General features: G+C 39.6%; 22 protein-coding genes and 1 pseudogene. 7 read left to right on the top strand and 16 right to left on the bottom strand.

Annotated features, from left to right (window positions below; all coding sequences use genetic code 11):
• Positions 1-30: 30 nt before the first annotated feature.
• From IYQ91_RS06345 to IYQ91_RS06300, 10 genes are all read right to left on the bottom strand, one after another.
• Positions 31-762 carry a metallophosphoesterase gene (locus tag IYQ91_RS06345; protein ID WP_195673383.1) on the bottom strand — a complete coding sequence of 244 codons (732 nt, stop codon included), beginning with the start codon at positions 760-762 and terminating at the stop codon, positions 31-33.
• Positions 763-808: 46 nt separating this feature from the next.
• Complete coding sequence (gene recN / locus IYQ91_RS06340) at positions 809-2,467, bottom strand: DNA repair protein RecN (protein WP_195673382.1); 1,659 nt, start codon at positions 2,465-2,467, stop codon at positions 809-811.
• Positions 2,468-2,474: 7 nt separating this feature from the next.
• Positions 2,475-2,906, bottom strand: a complete 432-nt coding sequence (locus IYQ91_RS06335) for an arginine repressor (protein WP_195673381.1) — start codon at positions 2,904-2,906, stop codon at positions 2,475-2,477.
• A complete protein-coding gene (locus IYQ91_RS06330) occupies positions 2,899-3,714 on the bottom strand; it encodes a TlyA family RNA methyltransferase (protein WP_195673380.1) in 816 nt (271 codons plus the stop codon). The genes IYQ91_RS06335 and IYQ91_RS06330 overlap by 8 nt, the downstream gene beginning before the upstream one ends.
• Positions 3,680-4,582 (bottom strand): polyprenyl synthetase family protein, encoded by a 903-nt coding sequence (locus tag IYQ91_RS06325; protein ID WP_195673379.1) that lies wholly within the window; start codon positions 4,580-4,582, stop codon positions 3,680-3,682. The genes IYQ91_RS06330 and IYQ91_RS06325 overlap by 35 nt, the downstream gene beginning before the upstream one ends.
• Positions 4,579-4,791: an exodeoxyribonuclease VII small subunit gene (locus IYQ91_RS06320; RefSeq protein WP_003023708.1), complete on the bottom strand. Its 213-nt coding sequence runs from the start codon at positions 4,789-4,791 to the stop codon at positions 4,579-4,581. Before IYQ91_RS06320 ends, IYQ91_RS06325 begins: the two co-directional genes overlap by 4 nt.
• On the bottom strand, positions 4,769-6,109 hold the full coding sequence (xseA, locus tag IYQ91_RS06315) for an exodeoxyribonuclease VII large subunit (RefSeq protein ID WP_195673378.1): 1,341 nt from the start codon (positions 6,107-6,109) through the stop codon (positions 4,769-4,771). Before xseA ends, IYQ91_RS06320 begins: the two co-directional genes overlap by 23 nt.
• A 127-nt stretch (positions 6,110-6,236) precedes the next feature.
• A complete protein-coding gene (locus IYQ91_RS06310) occupies positions 6,237-7,043 on the bottom strand; it encodes a TraX family protein (protein ID WP_195673377.1) in 807 nt (268 codons plus the stop codon).
• Positions 7,044-7,319: 276 nt separating this feature from the next.
• The gene (locus tag IYQ91_RS06305) at positions 7,320-8,201 is read right to left on the bottom strand and encodes an NAD(P)H-hydrate dehydratase (RefSeq protein ID WP_195673376.1); all 882 of its coding nucleotides are present in this window, start codon (positions 8,199-8,201) and stop codon (positions 7,320-7,322) included.
• A gap of 309 nt (positions 8,202-8,510) precedes the next feature.
• Positions 8,511-9,365 (bottom strand): bifunctional methylenetetrahydrofolate dehydrogenase/methenyltetrahydrofolate cyclohydrolase, encoded by an 855-nt coding sequence (locus IYQ91_RS06300; RefSeq protein ID WP_106384272.1) that lies wholly within the window; start codon positions 9,363-9,365, stop codon positions 8,511-8,513.
• Positions 9,366-9,632: 267 nt separating this feature from the next.
• On the opposite strand from IYQ91_RS06300, the gene IYQ91_RS06295 reads away from it, so the two are divergent.
• Genes IYQ91_RS06295 through IYQ91_RS06285 form a run of 3 tightly spaced genes read left to right on the top strand, consistent with a single transcriptional unit; the run spans position 9,633 to position 12,995 of the window.
• Positions 9,633-10,925, top strand: coding sequence for an ABC transporter permease (locus tag IYQ91_RS06295; RefSeq protein WP_195673375.1), 1,293 nt, complete (start codon positions 9,633-9,635; stop codon positions 10,923-10,925).
• Between the two features lie 11 nt (positions 10,926-10,936).
• Positions 10,937-11,584: an ABC transporter ATP-binding protein gene (locus tag IYQ91_RS06290; RefSeq protein ID WP_126467450.1), complete on the top strand. Its 648-nt coding sequence runs from the start codon at positions 10,937-10,939 to the stop codon at positions 11,582-11,584.
• Positions 11,585-11,606: 22 nt separating this feature from the next.
• Entirely contained in the window at positions 11,607-12,995 is a 1,389-nt protein-coding gene (locus IYQ91_RS06285) for an ABC transporter permease (RefSeq protein WP_003023697.1), read from the top strand.
• A gap of 524 nt (positions 12,996-13,519) precedes the next feature.
• Here the strand turns inward: IYQ91_RS06285 and IYQ91_RS06280 are convergent.
• The 5 genes and pseudogenes from IYQ91_RS06280 to IYQ91_RS06260 all read right to left on the bottom strand — a co-directional run bounded on the left by IYQ91_RS06280 (position 13,520) and on the right by IYQ91_RS06260 (position 17,293).
• Positions 13,520-14,061: pseudogene (locus IYQ91_RS06280) on the bottom strand (ClbS/DfsB family four-helix bundle protein).
• Positions 14,062-14,136: 75 nt separating this feature from the next.
• Complete coding sequence (locus tag IYQ91_RS06275; RefSeq protein ID WP_003031275.1) at positions 14,137-14,271, bottom strand: FeoB-associated Cys-rich membrane protein; 135 nt, start codon at positions 14,269-14,271, stop codon at positions 14,137-14,139.
• Between the two features lie 8 nt (positions 14,272-14,279).
• Positions 14,280-16,424, bottom strand: coding sequence for a ferrous iron transport protein B (gene feoB / locus IYQ91_RS06270; RefSeq protein WP_195673374.1), 2,145 nt, complete (start codon positions 16,422-16,424; stop codon positions 14,280-14,282).
• Positions 16,421-16,897, bottom strand: coding sequence for a FeoA family protein (locus tag IYQ91_RS06265; protein ID WP_195673373.1), 477 nt, complete (start codon positions 16,895-16,897; stop codon positions 16,421-16,423). Before IYQ91_RS06265 ends, feoB begins: the two co-directional genes overlap by 4 nt.
• A 165-nt stretch (positions 16,898-17,062) precedes the next feature.
• Positions 17,063-17,293 carry a DUF1797 family protein gene (locus tag IYQ91_RS06260; RefSeq protein ID WP_003023686.1) on the bottom strand — a complete coding sequence of 77 codons (231 nt, stop codon included), beginning with the start codon at positions 17,291-17,293 and terminating at the stop codon, positions 17,063-17,065.
• 238 nt (positions 17,294-17,531) lie between these two features.
• On the opposite strand from IYQ91_RS06260, the gene IYQ91_RS06255 reads away from it, so the two are divergent.
• Positions 17,532-19,811, top strand: a complete 2,280-nt coding sequence (locus IYQ91_RS06255) for an ATP-dependent Clp protease ATP-binding subunit (RefSeq protein WP_195673372.1) — start codon at positions 17,532-17,534, stop codon at positions 19,809-19,811.
• A 43-nt stretch (positions 19,812-19,854) separates the two neighbouring features.
• Here the strand turns inward: IYQ91_RS06255 and IYQ91_RS06250 are convergent, their stop codons facing one another.
• Positions 19,855-20,460 carry a GyrI-like domain-containing protein gene (locus IYQ91_RS06250; RefSeq protein WP_195673371.1) on the bottom strand — a complete coding sequence of 202 codons (606 nt, stop codon included), beginning with the start codon at positions 20,458-20,460 and terminating at the stop codon, positions 19,855-19,857.
• 390 nt (positions 20,461-20,850) lie between these two features.
• Between IYQ91_RS06250 and IYQ91_RS06245 the strand changes: the two genes are divergently transcribed.
• From IYQ91_RS06245 to IYQ91_RS06235, 3 genes are all read left to right on the top strand, one after another.
• Positions 20,851-21,975, top strand: a complete 1,125-nt coding sequence (locus IYQ91_RS06245) for a PTS sugar transporter subunit IIC (RefSeq protein ID WP_195323173.1) — start codon at positions 20,851-20,853, stop codon at positions 21,973-21,975.
• A gap of 75 nt (positions 21,976-22,050) precedes the next feature.
• On the top strand, positions 22,051-22,500 hold the full coding sequence (locus IYQ91_RS06240; RefSeq protein ID WP_003030217.1) for an NUDIX hydrolase: 450 nt from the start codon (positions 22,051-22,053) through the stop codon (positions 22,498-22,500).
• A 63-nt stretch (positions 22,501-22,563) separates the two neighbouring features.
• The gene (locus IYQ91_RS06235) at positions 22,564-22,863 is read left to right on the top strand and encodes a DUF1827 family protein (RefSeq protein ID WP_003023675.1); all 300 of its coding nucleotides are present in this window, start codon (positions 22,564-22,566) and stop codon (positions 22,861-22,863) included.
• Positions 22,864-22,931 lie beyond the last annotated feature (68 nt).

Genomic DNA, 22,931 nt, shown 5'->3' with positions numbered 1-22,931 from the left:
TTTCTCCAGCTCTTTTATCATCCTCAACTTCTAATTATCCTCTACCGCGAAACCATCATTTGTGATGAAATGATGTTCTAAAATTCCCTCATTTCCAAATAAAACTCCGTGGAGAACACCGCCATAGACAGCACCGCCATCCATGCCAATTTTTTGATCCTGCGTTTGCCAAAGGTGACTTGTCCCAGGCATCTCAGAAAAAAGATAAAAAGTCGGAGTATGCCCAAATACAATTATTTTCCCTGTTTGATTGAGACTTTGATGAAAGGGCTCACGTATCCAAACCTTTTGATAATCGCTTGTTTCATGCCAATCTTTTAAAGTTAAATCAACTCCAGCATGTACAAAAATATAGTTATCTGTTTCAACAAAGAAAGGCATCTGACGAATAAAAGACACGAGGTCTGGCGCCTCTTCCGACACGCGCTTCGCGTCTTCAACTCCATCAACAGGAGTATCTAAAGGTCGCCCCAAAATGGAATTGATTGTTGTGTCACCGCCATTGCGACGATAATGAGCATAGCCGCTCTCAGGATTGTCCAGCCAAGTTAAAAACATGTATTCGTGATTCCCAGAAATACAAATCGCTCCTTGCTTATCGACAAGACTTTTCACACACTCTAAAACCGCTCGGCTGTCCTCGCCACGGTCAATCAAATCTCCCAAAAAGATGAGCTGACTTTCTCCATCCCATTTTTTGAGTAATTCTTTTAGCATTTTTGCTTTTCCATGTACATCACCAATTACAAAATAATTTGTCATGATTACCTCCTGATAACAACTCATTTAGCACAAGCCAAAGAGTATTTCATTTTTTCAAGAGCTCTCTAGCCTGCGTGAGGGCTGCTTGGGTCACATTTTCACCCGCCAACATTTTGGCAATTTCTTCGACACGCTCCTCATCTGATAACAAGCGAACAGTTGAAACGGTCGAATGTTCATCAGATATTTTCTCAATGAAAAATTGATAATCTGCAATAGCAATCACTTGTGGTAGGTGCGAGATGGCAAGAACTTGTCCATTGGAGCCAATTTTATGAATCTTTTGAGCAATAGCTTGTGCAACACGTCCCGATACACCTGTATCTACTTCATCAAAGACAATGCTGGTTTTGCCTTCCTTGCGAGAAAAAGCAGACTTGATTGCCAACATTAAACGAGACAATTCACCACCTGAAGCAACCTTAACGAGCGGTTTGTAATCTTCACCCGGATTGGTCGAAATGTAAAATTCAACATGCTCATTCCCATCGCGGCTAAATTTTCCCTTGGTAAATTGAACTCGAAAATTCGCCTTTTCCATATAGAGATCTTTTAATTCTTGCTGAATCTCTGCTTCTAACTGCTGGGCTAATTCATGTCTAGCTTGACTGAGATGGCCTGCTAGAGAAACCAAGTCTTTTCCCAGCTTTTTCAGCTCTTTGTCCAAATCCTCTGATGAAAGATTTTTCCCAGTAAGTAGAGCATATTCTTTAAAAATCTGCTCAAAATAAGCTAGGACATCATCTACTTGACCGCCGTATTTGCGAGTAATACTATAGATTAAATCTAGGCGACTTTCTACTTCTAAGAGACGGCCACCATCAAAATCCAAGTCTTCTAGAATATCCTCCAAACGCTTTGTCACATCTTCCAACACATAGTAAGTTTCAGAAAGGTTGGTCGCAATTTCTTTGTAAGTAGCGTCATAGTCTTCAATAGCTTCCATGTCATTCATGGCAGAACGAACATTTGCTAAACTAGAAAATTCTTCATCATCCAGCATGGCATAAGCATTGGTCAAAGTGTCCGCAATCTGCTTATGATTGAGCAACTTATCACGTTCTTGATTTAAAGCTAAATCTTCACCTGCTTTTAAATTAGCTGCTTCAATCTCTGCAATTTGATATTCCAGCATGTCAATCCGCGCTTTATTTTCTTCTTGATTCTTTTGAATTGTTAAGACCTGCTTACGCAACTGACGATACTGGTCAAAAGTCTGTTGATAATCAGCTTTGAGCTTGAAAAATGCGTCATCTCCAAACTCGTCCAACATGGCAATATGCAGCTGCGGTCGCATGAGTTCTTCTTGGTCGTGTTGACCGTGAATATCCACCAAATGCTGTCCAACAGCTCGCAAGACAGACAAATTAACCATTTGACCATTAATACGACTGACACTACGTCCATTTTGAAAAATTTCCCGCCGAATAATCAGCTCCTCTGTCATATCAAGTCCTTGCTGCTCAAAAATTTCAACCAAAGCCTTACTCTGCTCAATTGCAAAAAGCCCTTCAATCTCTGCTTTTGATGCACCGTGACGAATCACATCTGTTGTCGCGCGGCTTCCTAGCATCATGTTCATAGCATCAATGATAATAGACTTTCCGGCTCCTGTTTCACCTGTCAAAACAGTCATGCCTTGCTCAAAATTGAGGGAAATCTCTTCAATAATCGCAAAATTTTTAATGGAAATTTCAAGTAACATAGGCTACCTACCAATTTTTTATCTCTTCCAATACCTGATGAGCCATTTCTTCGCTACGGAAAATAAGGAGAATCGTGTCATCATCGGCTAAAATACTAAAAATGTCATCAGAGAAGTCTTCTACAATGTGTCGCTTCACAAAAGCTGTGCTTCCAGGGACAAGATTGAGATTGATCATATTTCCAAATAGCTCAAACTTTAAGATATTATTGTCTGCTAACTTCAAACTCGTGCTAGCTGATTTCGGCAGTTCATAAATATAAGTGTTATTTTTCAGTGGGATTTTAACAATGCCCAATTCTTTAATATCACGTGAAACAGTTGCCTGTGTTGCTGTAATTCCTGATTTCTTCAGATATTCTACAATTGCTTCTTGTGTTCCAACTTCATAGTCCGACACAAAATGTCTAATTTTTTCTAATCTTTCCTTTTTATTCATCTTTAAATTCCTTATGTGCTGTCTCTACGACCGTTATAATCATTGCTTTTACTAGGTTTTCAGGATGAGGATTTTTTTCCAAATAGGCTAAAAATTCCACATTCCCATGCCCACCTTGAATAGGGGAGAAATATAAATCCTTGACGGAAAATCCTGCTTCAACCATAAAGTCCGTTACTTTTTCTAAAACTGCTTGATGCACTTTTTTATCTTTCACAATCCCATTTTTGCCAATCTGCTCTCTTCCTGCTTCAAACTGAGGTTTGATAAGTGCAACGACTTTTCCATTTTCAGCCAAAATCTTATGCAGAGCTGGCAAAATGAGACCAAGCGAGATAAAACTGACATCAATGGAGGCAAAGCTAGGTGTCTCCTCAAAATCAGTTGCCTTGGCATAACGAAAATTAAACTGCTCCATGCTGATGACGCGTTCATCTTGCCGAAGTTTCCATGCCAATTGATTGGTGCCGACATCTACCGCATAGACCTGTAGTGCCCCGTTTTGTAGCATGACGTCCGTAAAACCGCCCGTTGATGCCCCAATGTCCAACGTGACCTGATTTTCAACTGAAATTTCAAAAATCTGCAAAGCCTTTTCTAATTTTAAACCACCACGACTAACATATTTGAGCTTTTCACCTTTGAGTTTTAACTCAATGCCTTCATCAATTTTTTCGCCAGGTTTATCAAAACGCTCACCATTCGCAACAGCAACAACTAAGCCCGCCATCACACCGCGCTTAGCCTGTTCTCTTGTTTCAAAAAGCCCTTGCTTATAAGCAAGAACATCTACTCTTTCTTTCGTCATTGAGTTTTAAACTTTCTATTATCTTTCTGATAGCCGCGCCTGAAAAAGCAAGCTCTGCTTCTACTTCTGCCAATAAATGCTCTGTTTCCTCTAGCTGTTCTTCAAAGAACCGCTTTGCTCCATCCAAGCCCAAAATAACTGGATAGGTGGCTTTCTCTGCTGCCACATCTTTCTGTGGTGTCTTGCCCAAGTCTTCAAAGTTTGCTGTGATATCTAAAATATCATCTCGCACCTGAAAAGCTAGTCCCAGCAGCTGACCTATTGCTTTCAATTTTTCCTGCTGTGATTCTCCTACTTCAGCAATCAAACCCGCAGCAATAAAAGGATAGGTCAGGAGTTTGCCAGTCTTATTGGCATGAATATTCTGTAGCTCTACTAAACTGATGTCCTTTCCTTCACCCTGCATATCAAGGACTTGACCTCCGACCATACCAAAAGTTCCAGCCGCTAACGACAATTCTGCGATTAAGTTTACCTTGATTTGACTAGGTAGTGCCGCTTCTGCTATCAAGGCATAAGAATCCAAAAAGAGAGAATCTCCTGCTAAAATAGCCATTGCTTCACCAAATTTCTTGTGGCTGGTCAAGCGACCACGACGATAATCATCATCGTCCATAGCCGGCAAATCATCATGAATCAAGCTACCTGTATGAATCATTTCAAGCGCTGCTGCCACTTGGAAATGTGCTTCTGTCAGTCCAAGTCCTAAACCTTCTAACAATTCTAAAAGCAAAAGAGGACGAATTCGCTTACCGCCTGCATTAACTGAGTAAAGAATCGCTTCTATCAAATCAGCAGATACTGCTTTTTTAGCATAAAAAGTCTCAATAGCTTGCCCAATTCTAGCTAATTTTTCGTCTTGTTTCATTCCATTTCCGTTTCTGTGCCATCAGCCTGCATAACCTTTACCAGCGTTTTTTCTGCTTTGTCCAAGGTTGTTTGAAGTTCTTTTGAAAGCTGCATCCCCTTTTGGAACTCAGAAATCGCTTCTTCCAAAGCCACATCTCCGTTTTCTAACTTCTGTACGATAACTTCTAAGTCTGCTAAATTTTCTTCAAATTTCTTTTCTTTCGACATCTTTTACCTCAACTTCTATCTGACCATCTCGCATCAAAATGGTTAATTGATCTTTTTTATTGACTTTCTCAATAGATTCTAACACCTGTTCATCTTTTTTGACAATAGCATAACCCCGAGCCACAATTCGGCTAGTATCCAGCATGAGCAAAGCGTCAGACAGACGCTTGACTTCAGCCACTTTATGGTCATAAACAACTGCCATATTGCTACGCAGAAGCCGTTCCAACTGAGCTACACGCTCTTGATAAATCTGAACCTGCCTTAAGGGAGCCAGAGCCTCCAAACGATGTTGTAAAAGCCTTGCTCGCTGCACTTCCTCGTTATAATATTCGCGAATTTTTTGCTTGAGCCGTAAATTAAGTTGATCTAATTTTTGCAGGTAGCTATCATATAGTCGTTCTGGTTGTCGAAAAATGACAGACTGACTCAGCTTAGCTAATCGCTCACGATTGTAAGTAAGACGATTCGATGTGGCAGCTGCTAACCGATTTTGTTGCTGCTGCAAGTGTGCTAGGAGATCCAGCTTTGTTACAGGTGTTGCTAATTCAGCAGCCGCTGTCGGCGTTGCAGCGCGTCTATCTGCAACAAAATCTGCCAAGGTCGTATCCGTTTCATGCCCTACACTCGAAATGATCGGAATGTGCGATTCAAAAATTGCACGGACAACCACTTCCTCATTAAACGCCCAGAGATCTTCAATTGAGCCACCACCTCGACCGATAATGAGCACATCTAAATCTCCCCTTGTATTTGCGCGGTGGATATTATCTGCCACCTCAGCAGCGGAACCTTCTCCCTGCACCTTCGTCGGATAAAGAACAATTTCCACTCCCGGAAAACGACGACTGACAGTTGTGATAATATCGCGAATCACTGCACCACTTGGACTGGTTACTACCCCAATTTTCTTGGGGAATTGTGGCAAGGCCTGCTTAAAACGCTCCTCAAAAAGCCCTTCCTCGCCTAACTTTTTTTTGAGCTGTTCAAACTGAATCGCCAAAGCCCCGACACCATCTGGTTCCGCTTTTTCAATGATAATAGAGTAAGATCCACTTGGCTCATAAAGCTGAATACGACCGACGACATTGATTTTCATGCCCTCTTCCAAGTCAAAACCTAACTTCTTATAAACACCACCCCAAATTGTTGCCTGAATGACTGCTTTTTCATCTTTGAGAGAGAAATATTGGTGATTAGGTCGCCTACGAAAATTAGAAACTTGCCCCGTCAGATAAACTCGTTCTAAATAAGGATCTTTATCAAACTTTAATTTTAAGTATTTGGTCAAGGTTGACACGGATAAATACTCAGACATTCCTCTCCTTTCATTTCCTGTAATGCTTCTTTATTCATAATTTTTATTATACCAAACAATCTATAAAAAATCATTTCCAGCCCTCAACGAAAAAGGAAAGACTAGTTTCCCATATCTCAAGCAGAGCCTAGCCCAACAAACTTGCCAAAATATACAAAAGATAGATATGCGCAGGATAGAAAATGTAGAAAAATAACTTCATACCACGACCTTTTTCACCGTTGTAAAAATACATTGGAATAACCGCAAAAACCATCATCCATTGCACAGACGTTGGATCTGTTAGATACACAAATAAAGAGACTAGTGTTAATGTCACCATTTGTGCTATGCGGTGTCTGCGGAAAATATAAAAGAGAAGACCAAGGTAAACCATGACATCCCCTCCTTCAACCACGAGAATGTTCGGAATAGCCATGATAAAAAGGGCAATAATTTGAACCATAAGAGGCGATATATTTTCACTAGCTAGATAACCTGATAGAAACAAAGTCGGCAGAGTCATAAGAATCGGCAAAAGAAAAAGCCCTAGCCCTTTCCAAAATGAATAAAGTTTCTTTTCCTTCACCCCTTCAACCATCAAATCCCAAGCACAGATAGATACGCCCGCTAAGAAAAAGGCGCCAAAAGCATTATTCGCCAGCCCAACTTGACCATTAGTGAAAAAGTAACTGACAATCATGTCCCCAATAATCATAAACCATGTCATAAAGAGCAACCGTTTCAAATAAGCTTTTCGATTATGCGTATAATAAAAACTATCAGCTACCAGAAACATAAAAAGAGGAAAAACGATGCGCCCGAGCATTGTTAGCCACATCGGGGCGCCAAAAGCACCAAACATTTCGTGAATATGATCTAAAAACATAAGAAAAATGGCTAAAAATTTCAAGTTCGTTGCATTTGATACTTTCTTTAAAGATTGTAACATCATAAATTCTTCATTTCATTTTTTTCAACAAGCATTATCTTATCGAAAATTTCCCATTTTTTCCATTACATAAACTTACATTTTCAGAAAGAAAAGTGACATTTTTGTAAGACAAAAAAATAAGGTCAAGATAAAAATCTCAACCTCATTAGATGCAATGAATTTTCATAAGATAGTGGATATTGAAAAAGTTTATTCTCCATTTCAACTTGTAGCTAAACCTCATGAGCTAAATATTACTTTTATAAATAGCTAAGAAAATCTAAACTTTCTAAGTTTTTAAATATTTTTGCAGGCTTTTTCATTATAATATATTTCATTTTTAGTTAACTTCTTCATCCACTTAGGGATTTCTTTGCTGATTTCCGTTGGCAAGACTACATAGTTTTCTTTGCTTAACTCCTCTGCAATGGCTGAATGCAGATAGGCTGCTGCTGCTACACGTTCCAGTAAAGAACTAGTCTTGAACTGCCCTGCAAAACCCGCAATCATGCCTGCCAGAGTATCTCCCATGCCACCCGTTGCTTGATAAGGACCACCAATAGTCAGTTGAAAATGGTTTCCATTTCCACTTTGAAAAATAGTCGTTCCGTGCTTCTTTTGAACAACGATAGTTCCAGCAGGGAAGGAATTAACAGCTTCTTGGCTTTTTTCAACCGTTTGCTCAGCTATCTTTAATCCGCTCAACCGCTCCCACTCTTTTTGATGTGGAGTAAAAATCGTCTGTGCTTTTGGAATTGGCAGAGCTTCTTTGCTAAAGAGGGAAATAGCTCCACCGTCCATGATGAAGACTTGATGTTCACTGACAAGTTCCACTACCAGCTGCAAAACGGCTTTTTCAAGTTTACTTTCAGCTAAACCTGATCCAATCAATACTACATCTGCTTTTTGGACTTGCTCGGTCAATAGCTTTTTATCTTGTACATCAAAAGCCATTGCTTCTGGTAAATGAGCGTGGAGAGCTGCGATATTTTCCCTATCCGTCGCCACCGTCACTAGACCAGCTCCGCTATGAACTGCAGCTAAGGCTGCCATGATAATCGCTCCACCAAAAGGATATGTCCCGCCAATTAACAACAAGCGACCGTAATCTCCCTTGTGACTATGGAGTGCACGTGGCTGAACGACCTTTTCCAATAATGTACAATTGACCACTTCCATTATTTTCTCCTTTTGCATACTGCGATTCTCTTTGTCTACCTCTATTCTATATAAAGGTAAAAAGACATGTCTAGGACATTTTTGTCTCAGACTCGTTTACTTTCTAGAATAAAACTCAATACGCAGTAGTTGAGTGACCTTTATTATGCTGATGCTATCAGCTTTTACAAACTTACTCAACCTTGCAGGGGGGGAAACAAATTTGATCTCTTACGAAATACCATTTTTATACGTAATTTTCACGATTACACTCTTTCTGTGGGGGAGTTCGTAGTAATCATGGCTGTCTGTCCCACTCCCGTGACATTCTTATTTTTTCAAACTCCGTTTACACGCTCGATAGGTTTGCTCCATGAGCATGGTAATGGTCATCGGACCAACCCCTCTTGGTACAGGAGTAATGAGACTTGCGATTTCAGATACTTCATCAAATTTCACATCGCCAATCAATTTACCATTCTGATCGCGGTTCATCCCCACATCAATCACGACTGCACCTTCTTTGACAAAATCTTTAGTCACAAAATGTCCGCGACCAATAGCTACGACTAAAATATCAGCTTCTTTTGTAATCTCTGACAAGTGATGTGTCCGTGAATGTGTCAGAGTCACTGTTGCATTTTTAGCTAAAAGAAGCTGTGCCATGGGCTTTCCGACAATGTTACTTCGTCCAATAACAACGGCGCGTTTACCTTCTAATTCAACGCCGTATTCATGAAACATTTCCATAATTCCAGCAGGTGTGGAGGGAATCATAACAGGATGGCCACTCCAGAGTCGCCCCATATTCATTGGATGAAAGCCGTCCACATCTTTATCAGGGTCAATTGCTAACAACACTGCCTCTTCATCAATATGCTTTGGCAGTGGCAACTGAACTAAAATCCCGTGCCAAGCTGAATCTTGATTGTATTGGTCTATCAGAGCAAGCAATTCTTCTTGACTAGTTGTTTCTGGCAGACGCACCACTTCGCTTCGAAGTCCTGCAGCCAAAGCTAACCGTTCTTTATTTCTCACATAGATTTGACTAGCTGGGTTATTGCCGACCAAGATGACTACAAGTCCAGGAACTAAGCCTGTTTGGTCTTTTAGTTTACGAACTTTCTCTGCTAGTTGTGCTTGTAATTTTTCTGCCAAAGCTTTTCCGTCGATTATCTTTGCCATATAACCCTCATTTCTATTTTCTTCATTACTATTATAGCAAAAATTCATTCATTTGCCCTATAGACTTTTTATAGAAAGTTATAGAGCGAAACCAACCTTGTCTTTCCACCTTTTTCTACTATTTTATGAAAATTTACACAAAAAACAGAAAAAAAGGAGCTAAAAAACTTAAAATTATCTTAAACCTTAAAACTATTTTAAGGTAACTGCTTTAACATAGAACACGGTACCGATTTAGTTTAAAAATATATAGAAGGGAAGAAAATTATGCAAATAGCCAAACAGGCTTTGAATTACATCAGTAGAAAAAAAGTTAAAACGGTTCTGATTTTTCTGATACTAACATTTATTTCCACTGCTTTATCCAGTAGTTTTTCGATTATGAAAACGACAGATAATATCGAAAAAAGGATTTATGATGCTTCAAATACTGGCTTTGCTATCACCAGTAAGAATATTGAAAATCCCATTTCATTAAGAACAGCAGAGAAATTGTTAGAGAACAAAGAAATCTCAAAACATAACTTAAAATACGATGCACTGGCAACCTTGACAAATAAAACGGTTGTCAAGAAGAGACAAGGAGTGACGCGAGATAATCAAAATCCTATTCTCAACAATCTCGTTGCAGCATTGGGCACAAATAATTCTCAGTTGGAAACGACCTTTGTCAGTGGTGTTTTTAAGTTAGAAAAAGGAAAACATCTTCAAAAAAGTGACCGCTCCAAGGTGTTGATTCATGAAAAATTAGCTACGCAAAATCATCTCAAAGTAGGTGATAAATTCAAACTGCAAGGCGTATCATTGCGAGACGGTGATGCAAAAAAAGGCGATGAAATAGAAGTTGAAGTTGCTGGGATTTTCTCTGGTAAAAAAGAAGAAAAACAAACTGGATTGAGTTCTGATGCAACGGAAAATACCCTTTATTTGGATTATGAAACCAGTCAACGCTTAGCAGGCTACAAAGCAACTGACTATCAAGTCACATCAGCAGTTTACTATGTTGCCAATCCAAAGAACATTGACCAAGTGGTGACCGCCGTTAAGAAAGCGCCTATTGACTGGAGCAAGTTAGACCTTGTTAAAAATACGAAAGCATTTGAGACTATCTCTTCTTCTATCACGAGTTTTAAACAGATTGTTCGTGTCCTAACATTCAGTATCATTATCGGCAGTATCATCATTCTAGCCCTGATTCTTATGTTTTGGTTGCGAGAGAGAGTTTATGAAATCGGAGTGCTTCTGTCGCTTGGTATTTCAAAGACAATGATTATGTCTCAATTTGTGCTAGAGCTTGTCATCATCTCTGTGTTTAGCATGGTTCTATCCACGATTAGCGGTTCTTATCTGGCTACCATGGTCTTTAAAGGCTTTATCAAGAAAGGACAAGACGGAGCTGATTCAGCGGCACTCTTTGAAAATGTGGTACCGCAGTTAGACCTGACCACGATGATGTTGACCTATGGCATTTTACTCATCATTATCCTATTTGCCGTAGTGGGCTCGTCCTCTATTATTTTACATAAAAAACCGAAGGAAATTTTAACCGATATTAGTTAAGGAGACAAAAAATGACGATTTTAAAAATAGATACTGTTAGTTATCAGTACAACACTTTACAAGAAAATGTATTGCAACAAATCACGACTTCATTTGAAAAAGGGAAATTTTACGCCATCATCGGGAAATCTGGTGCTGGAAAATCCACCTTACTTTCCCTTTTAGCAGGACTTGACACTCCCACAAAAGGAAAAATCCTCTTTGAAAATCAAGACATTGCTGAGAAAGGCTACAATCACCACAGAAGCAAACAAATCTCTTTGGTCTTTCAAAATTATAATTTAATTGACTACCTCACCCCTCTTGAAAATGTCCGTTTGGTCAATCCACATGCAGATAAAGAAATCTTGTTACGGTTAGGCTTGAGCGAGAAAGAGATTCACCGCAATGTCATGCGCCTCTCTGGCGGTCAACAGCAACGGGTGGCTATTGCACGTGCTTTGGCATCAGAAGCCCCGATTATCTTAGCCGATGAACCAACAGGGAATCTAGACGCTGCTACTGCCATGGACATTATTGACATTCTTATCACCTCTGCCAAAGAGAAGAAGAAATGTGTCATTGTGGTGACACACAGCAAAGAGCTGGCTGATCAAGCAGATGTTGTCCTCGAATTAAAAAATAAAAACTTAGTGGAAATCACTAAGAAAGCGAAATGATACCCCAAGGAGAAGAAATGATATGTTACCAATAAAAAACGCTTTGGCTTATGTCTGGCGCAAGAAAATCAAAAGCTTGATTATCTTTTTCATCCTGCTAGCCATCTCTACCTTAACCTTAGGCAGCATTGCTGTTAAAAATGCGACTGACGCTGCTTCAAAAGAAACATTTAAAAATATTACTAGCAGCTTTTCCATGCAGATCAACCGTGAGGTCAATCCAGGAACACCACGCGGTGCTGGAAATCTCAAAGGCGAAGACATTGATACGATTAGCAAAGTTGCCGGTATCTCTGGCTACATCAAACGAATGAATGTTGTCGCTGACTTAATTGATCACCAATTGGTTGAATCTGGAGAAACCGACTTTGAAAGCGAAGATAGAAAACAAAAATTCGGCCGTGCCATTATGGCAACAGGGATCAACGATTCATCTAAAGATGATAAATTTACCGCAGAAACCTTCAAACTAGTTGAAGGTAGACATATCAACAAAAATGACAAAAATGTTGCTTTAATTCATAAAGATTTTGCAGAAAAGAACAAACTTAAAGTCGGCGATACGATTAATATAAAATCGAATACTTATGACTATGATAACGTTCGCAAAGCTAATAAAACGACTAAAGTGACAGTTATCGGAATTTTTGACGGAAAAAATAAAGGAGGCGTTTCTAGTCCTCAAGAATTGTATGAAAATACCTTTATCACAGATTTAGAAACGACTAAAACTTTACAAGGTTCAACAGATAAAAACGCTATTTATCAAGATGCTACTTTCTTTGTAAACGGTAGCCAAGATATTGATAAAGTGATGGCGAAAGTAAAAGAAATATCATCTATTGATTGGGAAGCCTACACCCTTGTTAAGAGTACAAGCAACTTCCCAGCACTTCAATCTTCTATTAACGGTATTTACGGCGTTACTGGAAACCTCTTAATCGGAACTCTAATCTTTGGAGCGATTGTTCTTACGCTAGTCTTGTTCTTATGGATCAATGGTCGTAGAAAAGAAATGGGAATCATGCTTTCAATGGGAATTAGCAAAACAAAGATTTTCTTCCAATTTATCACAGAAGTTCTCTTTGTAAGTATATTTAGCTTCATTGGTGCTTACTTTGCAGGTAGTGCTGTCAGCAAGGTGATGGGAAATAGCATTTTAAAACAAGTTACCAGTGGTATTGCTGAAAAACTAGCTCGAGAAGGTAAGAGCGCCAATCTTGGAGGCGGGGCTGAAGTGGATGGCTTTAACAAGACCCTCACTAGCCTCAATGTACATGTATCTCCTGATGATATGACCAAGGTGGTCATCTTTGGACTTGCGATTATCATCGTTTCCGTCCTCATTGCTTCAATCACGCTCCTTAGTAAGCAACCAAAAGACTTACTAATGGGAGATAACAGCAAATAAGATATCAATGAGTTCAGACAAAATCGGTCCGTCAGCTAAGTTGACGGACCGATTTATTTTATAGACAGCTAGACTGACTCTCGGATGAAATGACGTGAGGTTCGCTTTGTCGACTTGGTCGATAAAATGAACCGCTTTGGATTGGATCTGTCGACCCAGTCGAAGAGATAAATGACTTTTAGTTTACCACGTCGACCCGGTGGACGAGATAAACTACTTTTGGTTTGCTCCATCAGCCCGGCGGACGAGGTGAAACTCTTTTGATTTACTCTGTCAGCCCGGCGGACGAGGTGAAGCTCTTTTGGTTTGCTCCGTCAGCCCGGCGGACGAGGTGAAACTCTTTTGATTTACTCTGTCAGCCCGGCGGACGAAATGAAACTATTTTGGTTTGCTCTGTCAGCCCGGCGGACGAGGTGAAACTCTTTTGATTTACTCTGTCAGCCCGACGGACGAAATGAAGCACATTGGATGTGGCTCACTTGCCTATTGTTGCCCTCTTTTTTGCTGCCAGTCCTACTGATTGTTTACTGATTTTTACAGTTCTTTTGATGTGCTTTCAGCTTCTTCATGGCCCAGTCGTAGTGACTCGATGTGCAGCTGACAAAGTAGGAGCCAAGGGTACTCCCACCAACCCATTTATAAACGCTCTTTGAAAACAGCTCTTCATTTGTAAAGGTTTCAGCCAGGGTTAGCACTTTTTCCTGTGATTGATGAAGCAACTTGATTGCTTTTTCTAGCGGTGTCTGTTGATGTTTTTGCCAAAATGCCACATTCATCTCACCATAGCTTCTCCAATTATAAGGTGCTGGCAAAAACGATTTTTCGACACCATTTTGATTGGAATGCACCCAATCCAAAAGCAATTGCTGCCACTCATAAAGATGAATGAGAACATCTCTGAGGTTTTTATCCCTCTTCCAATGCGCCTCTTTCTTTTTTTCATCTTTGAAAAATCAAATGGAGTCTTTAACTCTTCTTCTGTTAATTGGGAAATCAATGACTGCAGCTTTGCATATTGCTGCGTCGCTGCACTGATCAACTCAGTCTTGCTAGTAGGTCTTACCATGTTATGTTCTCCTTCTTTTTAATAAATCATACAACAAATGACCTGACAACCTCTGTCATGTTTTTAGTTTTCTCTTTATTTTTGTCTCATTTTTTCTTTGATTTCACATTGACAGTCACAATCACCACAGTTCCCCTTTCCCTTAATGATGTGGTGCAGCGCTGCGCCAGCTAAAACTAAAATAATGATAAATACAATAATCGTGGACATAATTTCTCCTATACTATTTGATGTGTCAGACTATCTAAAGTGATAACTTCTATTTTTTCTTTCCGTGGTTTTCTAAAGATGAAATAGAGACCAACTGCTACAACGAACAAAGCAAAGACAGTCACTGGAGATATTCCTTTTCCGTACAGCAAAACTTGACCAAACTGGTAAATCACAAGGCTGACATTATAAGCCAGTAGAGTTTGGAATGAAATAGCAATCCACGTCCACTTGGCACTGCCCATTTCCCGATGAATCGCACCAATCGCTGCAAAACAAGGAGCGCAGAGCAGATTAAAGACAAGGAATGAGTAGGCGGAAAGTGCCGTATAATGCTGTTGGAGATTGGTCCACAACTCTTTGGTGGTCTCTGTCGCGTCTGTCACTTTATACAAGATTCCAAAAGTCGAAATCACCGTTTCCTTAGCCAACAATCCCGTAATAGCCGCAACCGTTGCTCGCCAATTGCCAAAGCCAAGAGGGCTAAAGATCCAAGCTAGTCCCTTTCCTAATGCCGCTAAGATACTATCTTCCGTCTCAACCGCCTGCAAGCCAAAGTTATAGGAACTAGCAAACCAAATGAATATATTAGTCACAAAGATAATCGTTCCAGCACGCTTAATGAAGCTCAAAGCCTTTTGACCAGCATAGCGCAAAACCGTTTTGACTTGTGGCAGGTGGTAACTCGGCAGCTCCATGATAAAGGGCGCTACTGCTCCACCGAGACTCGCTGTCTTTTTCAAAGCAATCCCTGATAAGACAATCGCTCCCATTCCGACAAAATAAGCACTTGGTGCAATCCAAGGATTGCCGGGGAAGAAAGCTCCCGCAATCAAGGAAATAATCGGCAACTTGGCAGAACAAGGCATAAAGGTTGTTGTCATAATGGTAATTCTACGGTCACGTTCATTTTCAATGGTTCTACTCGCCATGACACCAGGAACGCCACACCCCGTCGAAATCAACATGGGGATAAAGGATTTTCCAGATAAACCAAAGCGTCTAAACAACCGATCCATAACAAAGGCAATCCGGCTCATATAGCCGATGTCTTCCAAGAAGCCCAAGCAGATAAACAAGACAAAAATCTGAGGCACAAAGCCTAGCACAGCTCCGCAGCCTGCGATAATCCCATCAATGATTAAAGATTGAAGCCAGTCAGCTACAGCTAATTGCTCTAGCAATGATTTAACACCATTTGGAATCCATTCTCCAAAGAGAACATCGTTTGTCCAATCCGTTCCCATCGTTCCAATCGTTTGAATAGAGAGGAAATACACCAACCACATAACAAGCGCAAAGATTGGTAAAGCTAAATAACGATTGGTCACAATACGGTCAATCTTATCTGACAAACTTAATTTAGTAACATCGGCTTGCAGCGCCATTTTGACTGCTGACTCAATAAACTCATAGCGCGCATTAACAACAATGGTCTCTGCGTCTTCAGTGTAGATTTCCTCCGTAATCCTAATCGCATCTTCAATCTCTGTTTTTTGAAAATCAGACAATACCAGCTGTTCAGATAATTCTTTATCGCGTTCAAAAAGCTTAATGGCATAAAACCGAGCCTGTTTTTGAGGCACTGCATTTCCTAAAATGCGGATAATTTCTGACAAGGCCGCTTCAAAATGACTGTCGTAAACAGGATAGAGCGTTTCATCCGTGCGCTCCATTTCTCGTAAGACCTTCTGCATGACTTGGTCAATCCCAGTCTTTTTCAAAGCACTGGTCGCAACGACTGGCACACCTAGTTGATAACTTAATTTAGTCGTATCAATCCATTTTCCTTGTTTTTCAACGACATCGCTCATATTTAAAGCCAGCACAACCGGAATCCCCGTCTCAATCAATTGCAAGCTCAAGTATAGATTTCGTTCCAAATTGGTTGCGTCAACTACATCCAAAATCCCGTCTGCATTACCGCTTAAAAGATAATTTCTACTAATCACTTCTTCAGAAGTATAAGGCGACAACGAGTAAATTCCCGGTAGATCTTGAATAATAATATCTTTATTTTTACGAAACAGACCACTTTTCTTCTCGACAGTGACACCAGGCCAATTTCCCACATGCTGGCTACTACCGGTTAGAATGTTAAATAAACTGGTCTTTCCACTATTCGGATTTCCCGCAAGCGCTAATTCTTTCATCCTTTTGCTCCCTTTTCGCTTTTCACAACACTAACCAGACTCGCTTCTGACTTTCTCAACGTCAAATCGTAACCTCTCAACTTAATTTCTAATGGATCACCTAATGGTGCGACTTTCTGCAACTGAACTTTTGTGTTTTTCGTCAAACCCATATCCATCAGCCTCCGTTTTAAAGCACCATCCGCATGAATTGCTTCAATGTATGCCACATCTCCAACAGTTAACTCAGATAAAGGAAGAGCTGAGCAGTTGCTATCTTTCAGAACAACATCCAGCTTTTTCAAAATAGAATTATCCAAGGCAATCCTCGCAGCTCGAACTAAGAGAATGGCTGTATCATTTGTTTTTGAAATGATTTGAATAAAACTTCCTATCTTAATCCCTAAATCTGCTAAATGACGGACGCTCGCTTCCTCTAAATCAATTCCGACAATTTCATATTCTGTTACTAATTTCATTTGAGATAAATCCATACTCTCTCCTTTTCTGTTTGTCAAGAAATATGCTTACTATCATTATTAGTATACCACTTTTTTCTAAGAATTTCTGACAATTCTAAGGTAGATAGGCAAAAATTATTGCAAATTAAATACCCCCTAAGCAGGTGCCTAGAGGATATCTTATTAGAGACTAGCAAATTAATACAACAATTCATAAATTTCCATAGCAATCAAATCAATGCTGTCAAATGTGTAAGTTTCACGCGCTGCTACATCACGAAGAGTGAATACTGAGCCATTTTCTTCGTCATAGCTATAAGCTACTTCTGCTACAACAACTCCGTCACGCTCAAAATTGCGTTTCAAATTGCCGCCATCTTTTGTCATAGCATCTAAACGATTGATAATTCTTACTAAATGTGATTCCATTTTCCTTCTCCTATTCATTTATACGTTACTATTTTACCACAAATGAAAGATGAAATACCAGTAAAAGCCCTGTTTTTGATAAATTTAACACAAAATAAAACGCTTCAGTACAAAAATCTGTCTTTTAACACTTTATTCTTGCAATGTTTTAGAATACTGCTATAATAAAACTAAGAAATTTGACTATTATTGACCAATTGGTATTAGTCAAACAAATTTTAAAAGAAAGAGGTAGCACATGCTTTGTCAAAATTGTAAAATAAATGAATCTACCATTCATCTTTACACGAATGTGAATGGAAAACAACACCAAGTTGACCTCTGTCAAAATTGTTATCAAATCATGAAAACAGACCCAAACAATGCCTTGTTTCGTGGAATGACCAATATGAATAATCAAAACAACTTAGACCCTTTTGATGATTTCTTTAACAATCTAGGGAATTTTCAAAATCATCAAGAACCGCAGACCCCTCCTACTCAATCAGGTGGCGGATACGGTAACGGAGGCTATGGTTCCAATCAAGGTGGCAGCACGCGCCAACAAGTACCACAACAACCCAAAGGCCTCCTAGAAGAATTTGGTATCAATGTAACCGAATTTGCTCGGCGCGGTGAAATTGACCCTGTCATCGGTCGTGATGAGGAAATCGTCCGCGTCATTGAAATTCTCAACCGTCGAACAAAGAACAATCCAGTCCTCATCGGAGAGCCCGGTGTCGGTAAAACAGCTGTTGTAGAAGGCTTGGCACAGAAGATTGTGGACGGTGATGTTCCACATAAACTTCAAGGAAAAGAAGTCATCCGTTTAGATGTAGTCAGCCTAGTGCAAGGAACTGGTATCCGCGGTCAATTTGAAGAACGAATGCAAAAACTCATGGAGGAAATCCGTTCTCGTCAGGATGTGATTCTATTCATTGATGAAATCCATGAAATCGTTGGAGCTGGTGCAGCTGGAGATGGGAATATGGATGCTGGTAACATCTTAAAACCTGCTCTTGCTCGCGGCGAGCTTCAATTAGTTGGTGCCACAACTCTCAATGAGTATCGCATTATCGAAAAAGATGCAGCACTGGAACGCCGGATGCAGCCAGTAAAAGTGGATGAACCAACGGTTGAAGAAACCATTACTATTCTAAAAGGCATTCAAAAAAAATACGAAGACTATCATCACGTTAAATACACAGATGATGCTATTGAAGCGGCGGCTGTCTTGTCCAATCGTTATATCCAAGATCGCTTCTTGCCCGATAAGGCCATTGACTTGCTAGACGAAGCAGGCTCTAAGATGAATCTGACACTTAACTTTGTCGATCCAAAAGTCATTGATCAACGATTGGTAGAAGCTGAAAACCTCAAGGCACAAGCTACTCGTGATGAAGATTTTGAAAAAGCTGCTTATTTCCGTGACCAAATTGCCAAATACAAAGAAATGCAGCAAAATAAAATGGCAGACCAAGATACACCTATCATCAGTGAAAAAACGATTGAGCATATCATTGAGCAAAAAACAAATATTCCAGTTGGTGACTTAAAAGAAAAGGAACAATCGCAATTAATTAGTCTGGCTGATGATTTGAAAGCTCATGTCATCGGTCAAGATGATGCCGTTGATAAAATTGCCAAAGCCATTCGCCGTAATCGTGTCGGACTTGGCTCTCCTAATCGACCAATTGGATCCTTCCTCTTTGTCGGACCAACCGGTGTCGGTAAAACAGAACTTTCTAAACAATTAGCCATTGAACTCTTTGGCTCAGCTGACAGCATGATTCGCTTTGATATGAGTGAATATATGGAAAAACACAGCGTAGCCAAACTCGTTGGAGCACCTCCAGGCTATGTTGGCTACGAAGAAGCTGGGCAATTAACAGAACGTGTACGTCGTAATCCTTATTCTCTCATTCTGCTTGACGAAGTAGAAAAAGCGCACCCAGATGTCATGCACATGTTCCTGCAAGTACTGGATGACGGACGTCTGACAGACGGACAAGGGCGCACAGTTAGCTTTAAAGATACAATTATCATCATGACTTCAAACGCCGGTACTGGAAAAGTTGAAGCAAATGTTGGATTTGGTGCAGCGCGTGAAGGACGGACTAACTCTGTTCTTGGTGAATTGGGCAACTTCTTCAGTCCAGAATTTATGAACCGCTTTGACGGTATCATCGAATTCCAATCTCTAAGCAAAGAAAATCTCCTAAAAATCGTAGATTTGATGCTCGAAGATGTGAATAATCGCTTAGCTGTAAATGGTATTCACCTAGATGTGACAGATAAAGTCAAGGAGAAATTAGTTGACTTGGGTTACGATCCGAAAATGGGAGCTCGTCCTCTGCGTCGGACAATCCAAGATCACATCGAAGACGCCATTACTGACTACTACCTTGAACACCCAAGTGAAAAAGAACTCAAGGCTGTCATGACAAGCAACGGTAAAATTGTCATCAAATCGGCTAAAAAAGCTGAAAATGAAGCCGACAAAGAAATCCAAAAACCAGCAGATAACAATGCTAATTAAACATGAAAGTCACTCCTTAGAAGTCTAGGGAGTGACTTTTTAGTTACTGAACACTATATCTCAAAATTATCTTTAGTTTCTCTGGAGCGGTGCGATTTTTATTGTTCAAATAAATTTCACGATGATATGCTGTGCAGCGTTTTAACCCATTTTCTTGACAGAAAGCATCCATTTTCGCGAAGGTTTGTGGTTCATCGTCAAATGGTCCTACATGAAGCATGGCAACGCTGCTTCCTTCGCTTATTCGTTCAAAGCGAATCTCATTATAAAACGGATTTGGCTTTTTCACTTTTACTTTTTCGAGAGCTGTTTCAACTATTTCATTTGTAATAAACTCTGGCTGAGCAATCATAATCGTATAAACCAAGTCGTCTTTTACCAAAGTCTCTGCTTCTGTTTGCTGCCAAATCCCTTCCAAAGGGTAAACGGTAAAATCAGTAAATTCCTGATGATGAGCAGTTTTTTTATACTCCATTTTAATCGCATAAGCGAGGGAATAAAGAGCAGAAACCCTTTCTGAAAAGTCAGCTTTATTTGGATTTCCTTGACCATTTAACATGATAAATGACTGCACAGGGTGTTCAATGACCACAGGAGTTTTTGGACCTTGATAAAGTTTTTTATCTAATTTTCTCCATTCATATTTCATTTGTTTGCTCCTCTCATTTTTCTATCATGAGTATAACAGAAGAAACTTGTCACCCTATGTCAACTTTTATATAAAAGTAAAATTTGTTTGAAGATTTTTCTTCTGTTTTCCCATATTTTTTATAATAGATATTCTGTTTTTTCAAAATAATCAGAAAATTTCAATTTTTCTATTGTTTTTTTGGAATAAGATGTTATAATAGACAACAAGAAAAATAAAAAAGGAGTTACGTTATGTTGATTATAGATATTATTATCATTATTTATAGTATCTTATCAAGGCGTAGCTACCGTTTTAAAATGGGATAATCATCTCCATTTTTACATGACTCCGCCTTATTCTCATTTGGGATAAGGCGGATTTTATTTTTCAAAAATAAAGGAGTTTTTTATGACAAAAGAAAACACAACCGCATCACTTATCCCTAAATCATTTTTGCATAAAGTTCTAAACGGAACCGCAATCGGTGTTATTGTAGCTTTGCTGCCTAACTGTATCTTTGCCATTATTTTCTCTTTAGACTTTTTCAAAAATAATACTTTCTTTGCAACTTGGAATGTGGCTAACGTTCTTTTCCAAGCCACTTTATCTGCCGTAATTGGAACGCTGGTTGCCTTGGAATTTAATTTCAAAGGAATGAAAGCTGCGCTTCTGACAGCCATTGCTTTTGTTAGTTCTGGTGCTTCTAGCAAACTAGCTGGAGCAACGGAGTTATTAGGATATGTTCAAAAGCAAAAAGCCCCTGCTGAAATTACCGCAACTGCAAACAAAATGGTTACTGGATTCTACACGACCGGTACAGGGGACATTATCAATGTCATGCTAATTTGTGCCCTTAGCGTTCTCGTATTGCTCTGGCTAGAAGGAAAATTTGAATCCTTTAATTTCGTTCTTCTGCCAATCGTTGGATCGCTTCTTGCGACTGTGGGGCTATTTACACTTCCTTATGTCAAAATGATTTCTAGCTTAATTGGGCAAGGAATCATCTACTTTACGGATCTTCAGCCTTACTTAATGAGTGTTCTCATCTGTGTTACTTTTGCTATCTTAATCGTGGCTCCAATCTCAACTGTTGCAATCGGTCTTGCCATTGGACTAAATGGACTCGCTGCCGGTGCTTCTGCTATGGGGGTCGGAACAACTTGTATCGTACTTGTTGTTCATTCATTCTTCGTCAATAAACCTGGTGTAACTGCTGCTGTCGCCCTTGGTTCAATGAAAATGATGATGACCAATGTCTTTGAACATCCAATCTCTTATGTTCCTATCATTGCAACTTCTGTTGTAACTGGACTATTGGTTCCCCTCTTCACCATTACCGGGACGCCTGCATCAGCAGGTTTTGGATTAGTTGGTCTGACTGGACTCTTCGCTTCTGTTACAGGCGGACTTTCCATGGGACTGGCAATCTTAGCTTGGCTTGTCATCCCAACAATCGTTGCCATTCTTTTCCGTCTTCTCTTTGAAAAAGTACTCAATTTATATACAGCAGATATTTTCAAATTTGAACCTTAAAATGCTTGAAAGCCTTGACAGCACTTGATTTCTGCATTATGATATTAGTAGCATATAAGAAAGAGTGGAAACGATATGACAGTCGCAACTTTTGGAGAAAAGCAAGAAGACGTTCAATATGTGAATCGCTATGGCGTTTATGCAGTTATTCCAGATGAAAAGCAAGAAAAGATAATTTTAGTGCAAGCCCCCAACGGCGCTTGGTTCTTGCCCGGAGGCGAGATTGAGCAAGATGAGGATCGCTTGACTGCCTTAAAACGTGAACTGATTGAAGAGCTTGGTTTTACTGCTCAAATCGGTCAATATTACGGACAAGCAGATGAATATTTTTATTCTCGCCACCGCGATACCTATTTTTATAACCCTGCTTACATTTATGAAGTAAGCCAGTATGAGCAATCGCAGGCACCTTTAGAAGATTTTAATCAGCTCGTCTGGTTTCCAATCGAAGAAGCTATTTCCAAATTAAAACGTGGCAGTCATAAATGGGGAATTGAAATGTGGAAAAAGAATCATAAAGTATGAGAAATTGTTCACATTTCTTATGAAAAAGTGCTATAATAGGAATAGAATATAGGAGGAAGTCAGATGAAGCTTATTAACACGACAAACAGCCATGCACGCCTTGTACAAAGTCAATTAGAAAGTACAGATGCTACACTAGTTGAGACTTTTTCCGCTGGAAATACAGACGTCGTCTTTACGCAAGCACCTTTTCATTATGAAATTCTGATTTCAAATAAACACCGCGCCATTCGCGAACAAGAAGTTGAAAAAATTCGAGAATTTTTTTTGAAACGAAAAATTGATACAAAATCGATTGATGCTTCTCGAATTAAGACACTCTATTCAACAAACCTCATTGAAATATCCATCCCAACTAAATAAGCCTGTCAAGGCTTATTTTTTTGTTTAAAAAAGAGTGAATTCGCAACTAAGTGCTCAATCCACTCCCG

The sequence above is a fragment of the Streptococcus sp. HF-2466 genome, assembly GCF_015594645.1.
Lineage (GTDB): Bacteria > Bacillota > Bacilli > Lactobacillales > Streptococcaceae > Streptococcus > Streptococcus anginosus.
The sequence above is the reverse complement of the archived record's forward strand: the minus strand, read 5'-3'. Positions and strand labels throughout refer to the sequence as shown.

Excerpts from the sequence above, each read along its gene's own strand:
- IYQ91_RS06345 (WP_195673383.1), bottom strand. The coding sequence starts at position 762 with ATGACAAATTATTTTGTAATTGGTGATGTACATGGAAAAGCAAAAATG.
- recN (WP_195673382.1), bottom strand. The coding sequence starts at position 2,467 with ATGTTACTTGAAATTTCCATTAAAAATTTTGCGATTATTGAAGAGATT.
- IYQ91_RS06335 (WP_195673381.1), bottom strand. The coding sequence starts at position 2,906 with ATGAATAAAAAGGAAAGATTAGAAAAAATTAGACATTTTGTGTCGGAC.
- IYQ91_RS06330 (WP_195673380.1), bottom strand. The coding sequence starts at position 3,714 with ATGACGAAAGAAAGAGTAGATGTTCTTGCTTATAAGCAAGGGCTTTTT.
- IYQ91_RS06325 (WP_195673379.1), bottom strand. The coding sequence starts at position 4,582 with ATGAAACAAGACGAAAAATTAGCTAGAATTGGGCAAGCTATTGAGACT.
- IYQ91_RS06320 (WP_003023708.1), bottom strand. The coding sequence starts at position 4,791 with ATGTCGAAAGAAAAGAAATTTGAAGAAAATTTAGCAGACTTAGAAGTT.
- xseA (WP_195673378.1), bottom strand. The coding sequence starts at position 6,109 with ATGTCTGAGTATTTATCCGTGTCAACCTTGACCAAATACTTAAAATTA.
- IYQ91_RS06310 (WP_195673377.1), bottom strand. The coding sequence starts at position 7,043 with ATGATGTTACAATCTTTAAAGAAAGTATCAAATGCAACGAACTTGAAA.
- IYQ91_RS06305 (WP_195673376.1), bottom strand. The coding sequence starts at position 8,201 with ATGGAAGTGGTCAATTGTACATTATTGGAAAAGGTCGTTCAGCCACGT.
- IYQ91_RS06300 (WP_106384272.1), bottom strand. The coding sequence starts at position 9,365 with ATGGCAAAGATAATCGACGGAAAAGCTTTGGCAGAAAAATTACAAGCA.
- IYQ91_RS06295 (WP_195673375.1), top strand. The coding sequence starts at position 9,633 with ATGCAAATAGCCAAACAGGCTTTGAATTACATCAGTAGAAAAAAAGTT.
- IYQ91_RS06290 (WP_126467450.1), top strand. The coding sequence starts at position 10,937 with ATGACGATTTTAAAAATAGATACTGTTAGTTATCAGTACAACACTTTA.
- IYQ91_RS06285 (WP_003023697.1), top strand. The coding sequence starts at position 11,607 with ATGTTACCAATAAAAAACGCTTTGGCTTATGTCTGGCGCAAGAAAATC.
- IYQ91_RS06275 (WP_003031275.1), bottom strand. The coding sequence starts at position 14,271 with ATGTCCACGATTATTGTATTTATCATTATTTTAGTTTTAGCTGGCGCA.
- feoB (WP_195673374.1), bottom strand. The coding sequence starts at position 16,424 with ATGAAAGAATTAGCGCTTGCGGGAAATCCGAATAGTGGAAAGACCAGT.
- IYQ91_RS06265 (WP_195673373.1), bottom strand. The coding sequence starts at position 16,897 with ATGGATTTATCTCAAATGAAATTAGTAACAGAATATGAAATTGTCGGA.
- IYQ91_RS06260 (WP_003023686.1), bottom strand. The coding sequence starts at position 17,293 with ATGGAATCACATTTAGTAAGAATTATCAATCGTTTAGATGCTATGACA.
- IYQ91_RS06255 (WP_195673372.1), top strand. The coding sequence starts at position 17,532 with ATGCTTTGTCAAAATTGTAAAATAAATGAATCTACCATTCATCTTTAC.
- IYQ91_RS06250 (WP_195673371.1), bottom strand. The coding sequence starts at position 20,460 with ATGAAATATGAATGGAGAAAATTAGATAAAAAACTTTATCAAGGTCCA.
- IYQ91_RS06245 (WP_195323173.1), top strand. The coding sequence starts at position 20,851 with ATGACAAAAGAAAACACAACCGCATCACTTATCCCTAAATCATTTTTG.
- IYQ91_RS06240 (WP_003030217.1), top strand. The coding sequence starts at position 22,051 with ATGACAGTCGCAACTTTTGGAGAAAAGCAAGAAGACGTTCAATATGTG.
- IYQ91_RS06235 (WP_003023675.1), top strand. The coding sequence starts at position 22,564 with ATGAAGCTTATTAACACGACAAACAGCCATGCACGCCTTGTACAAAGT.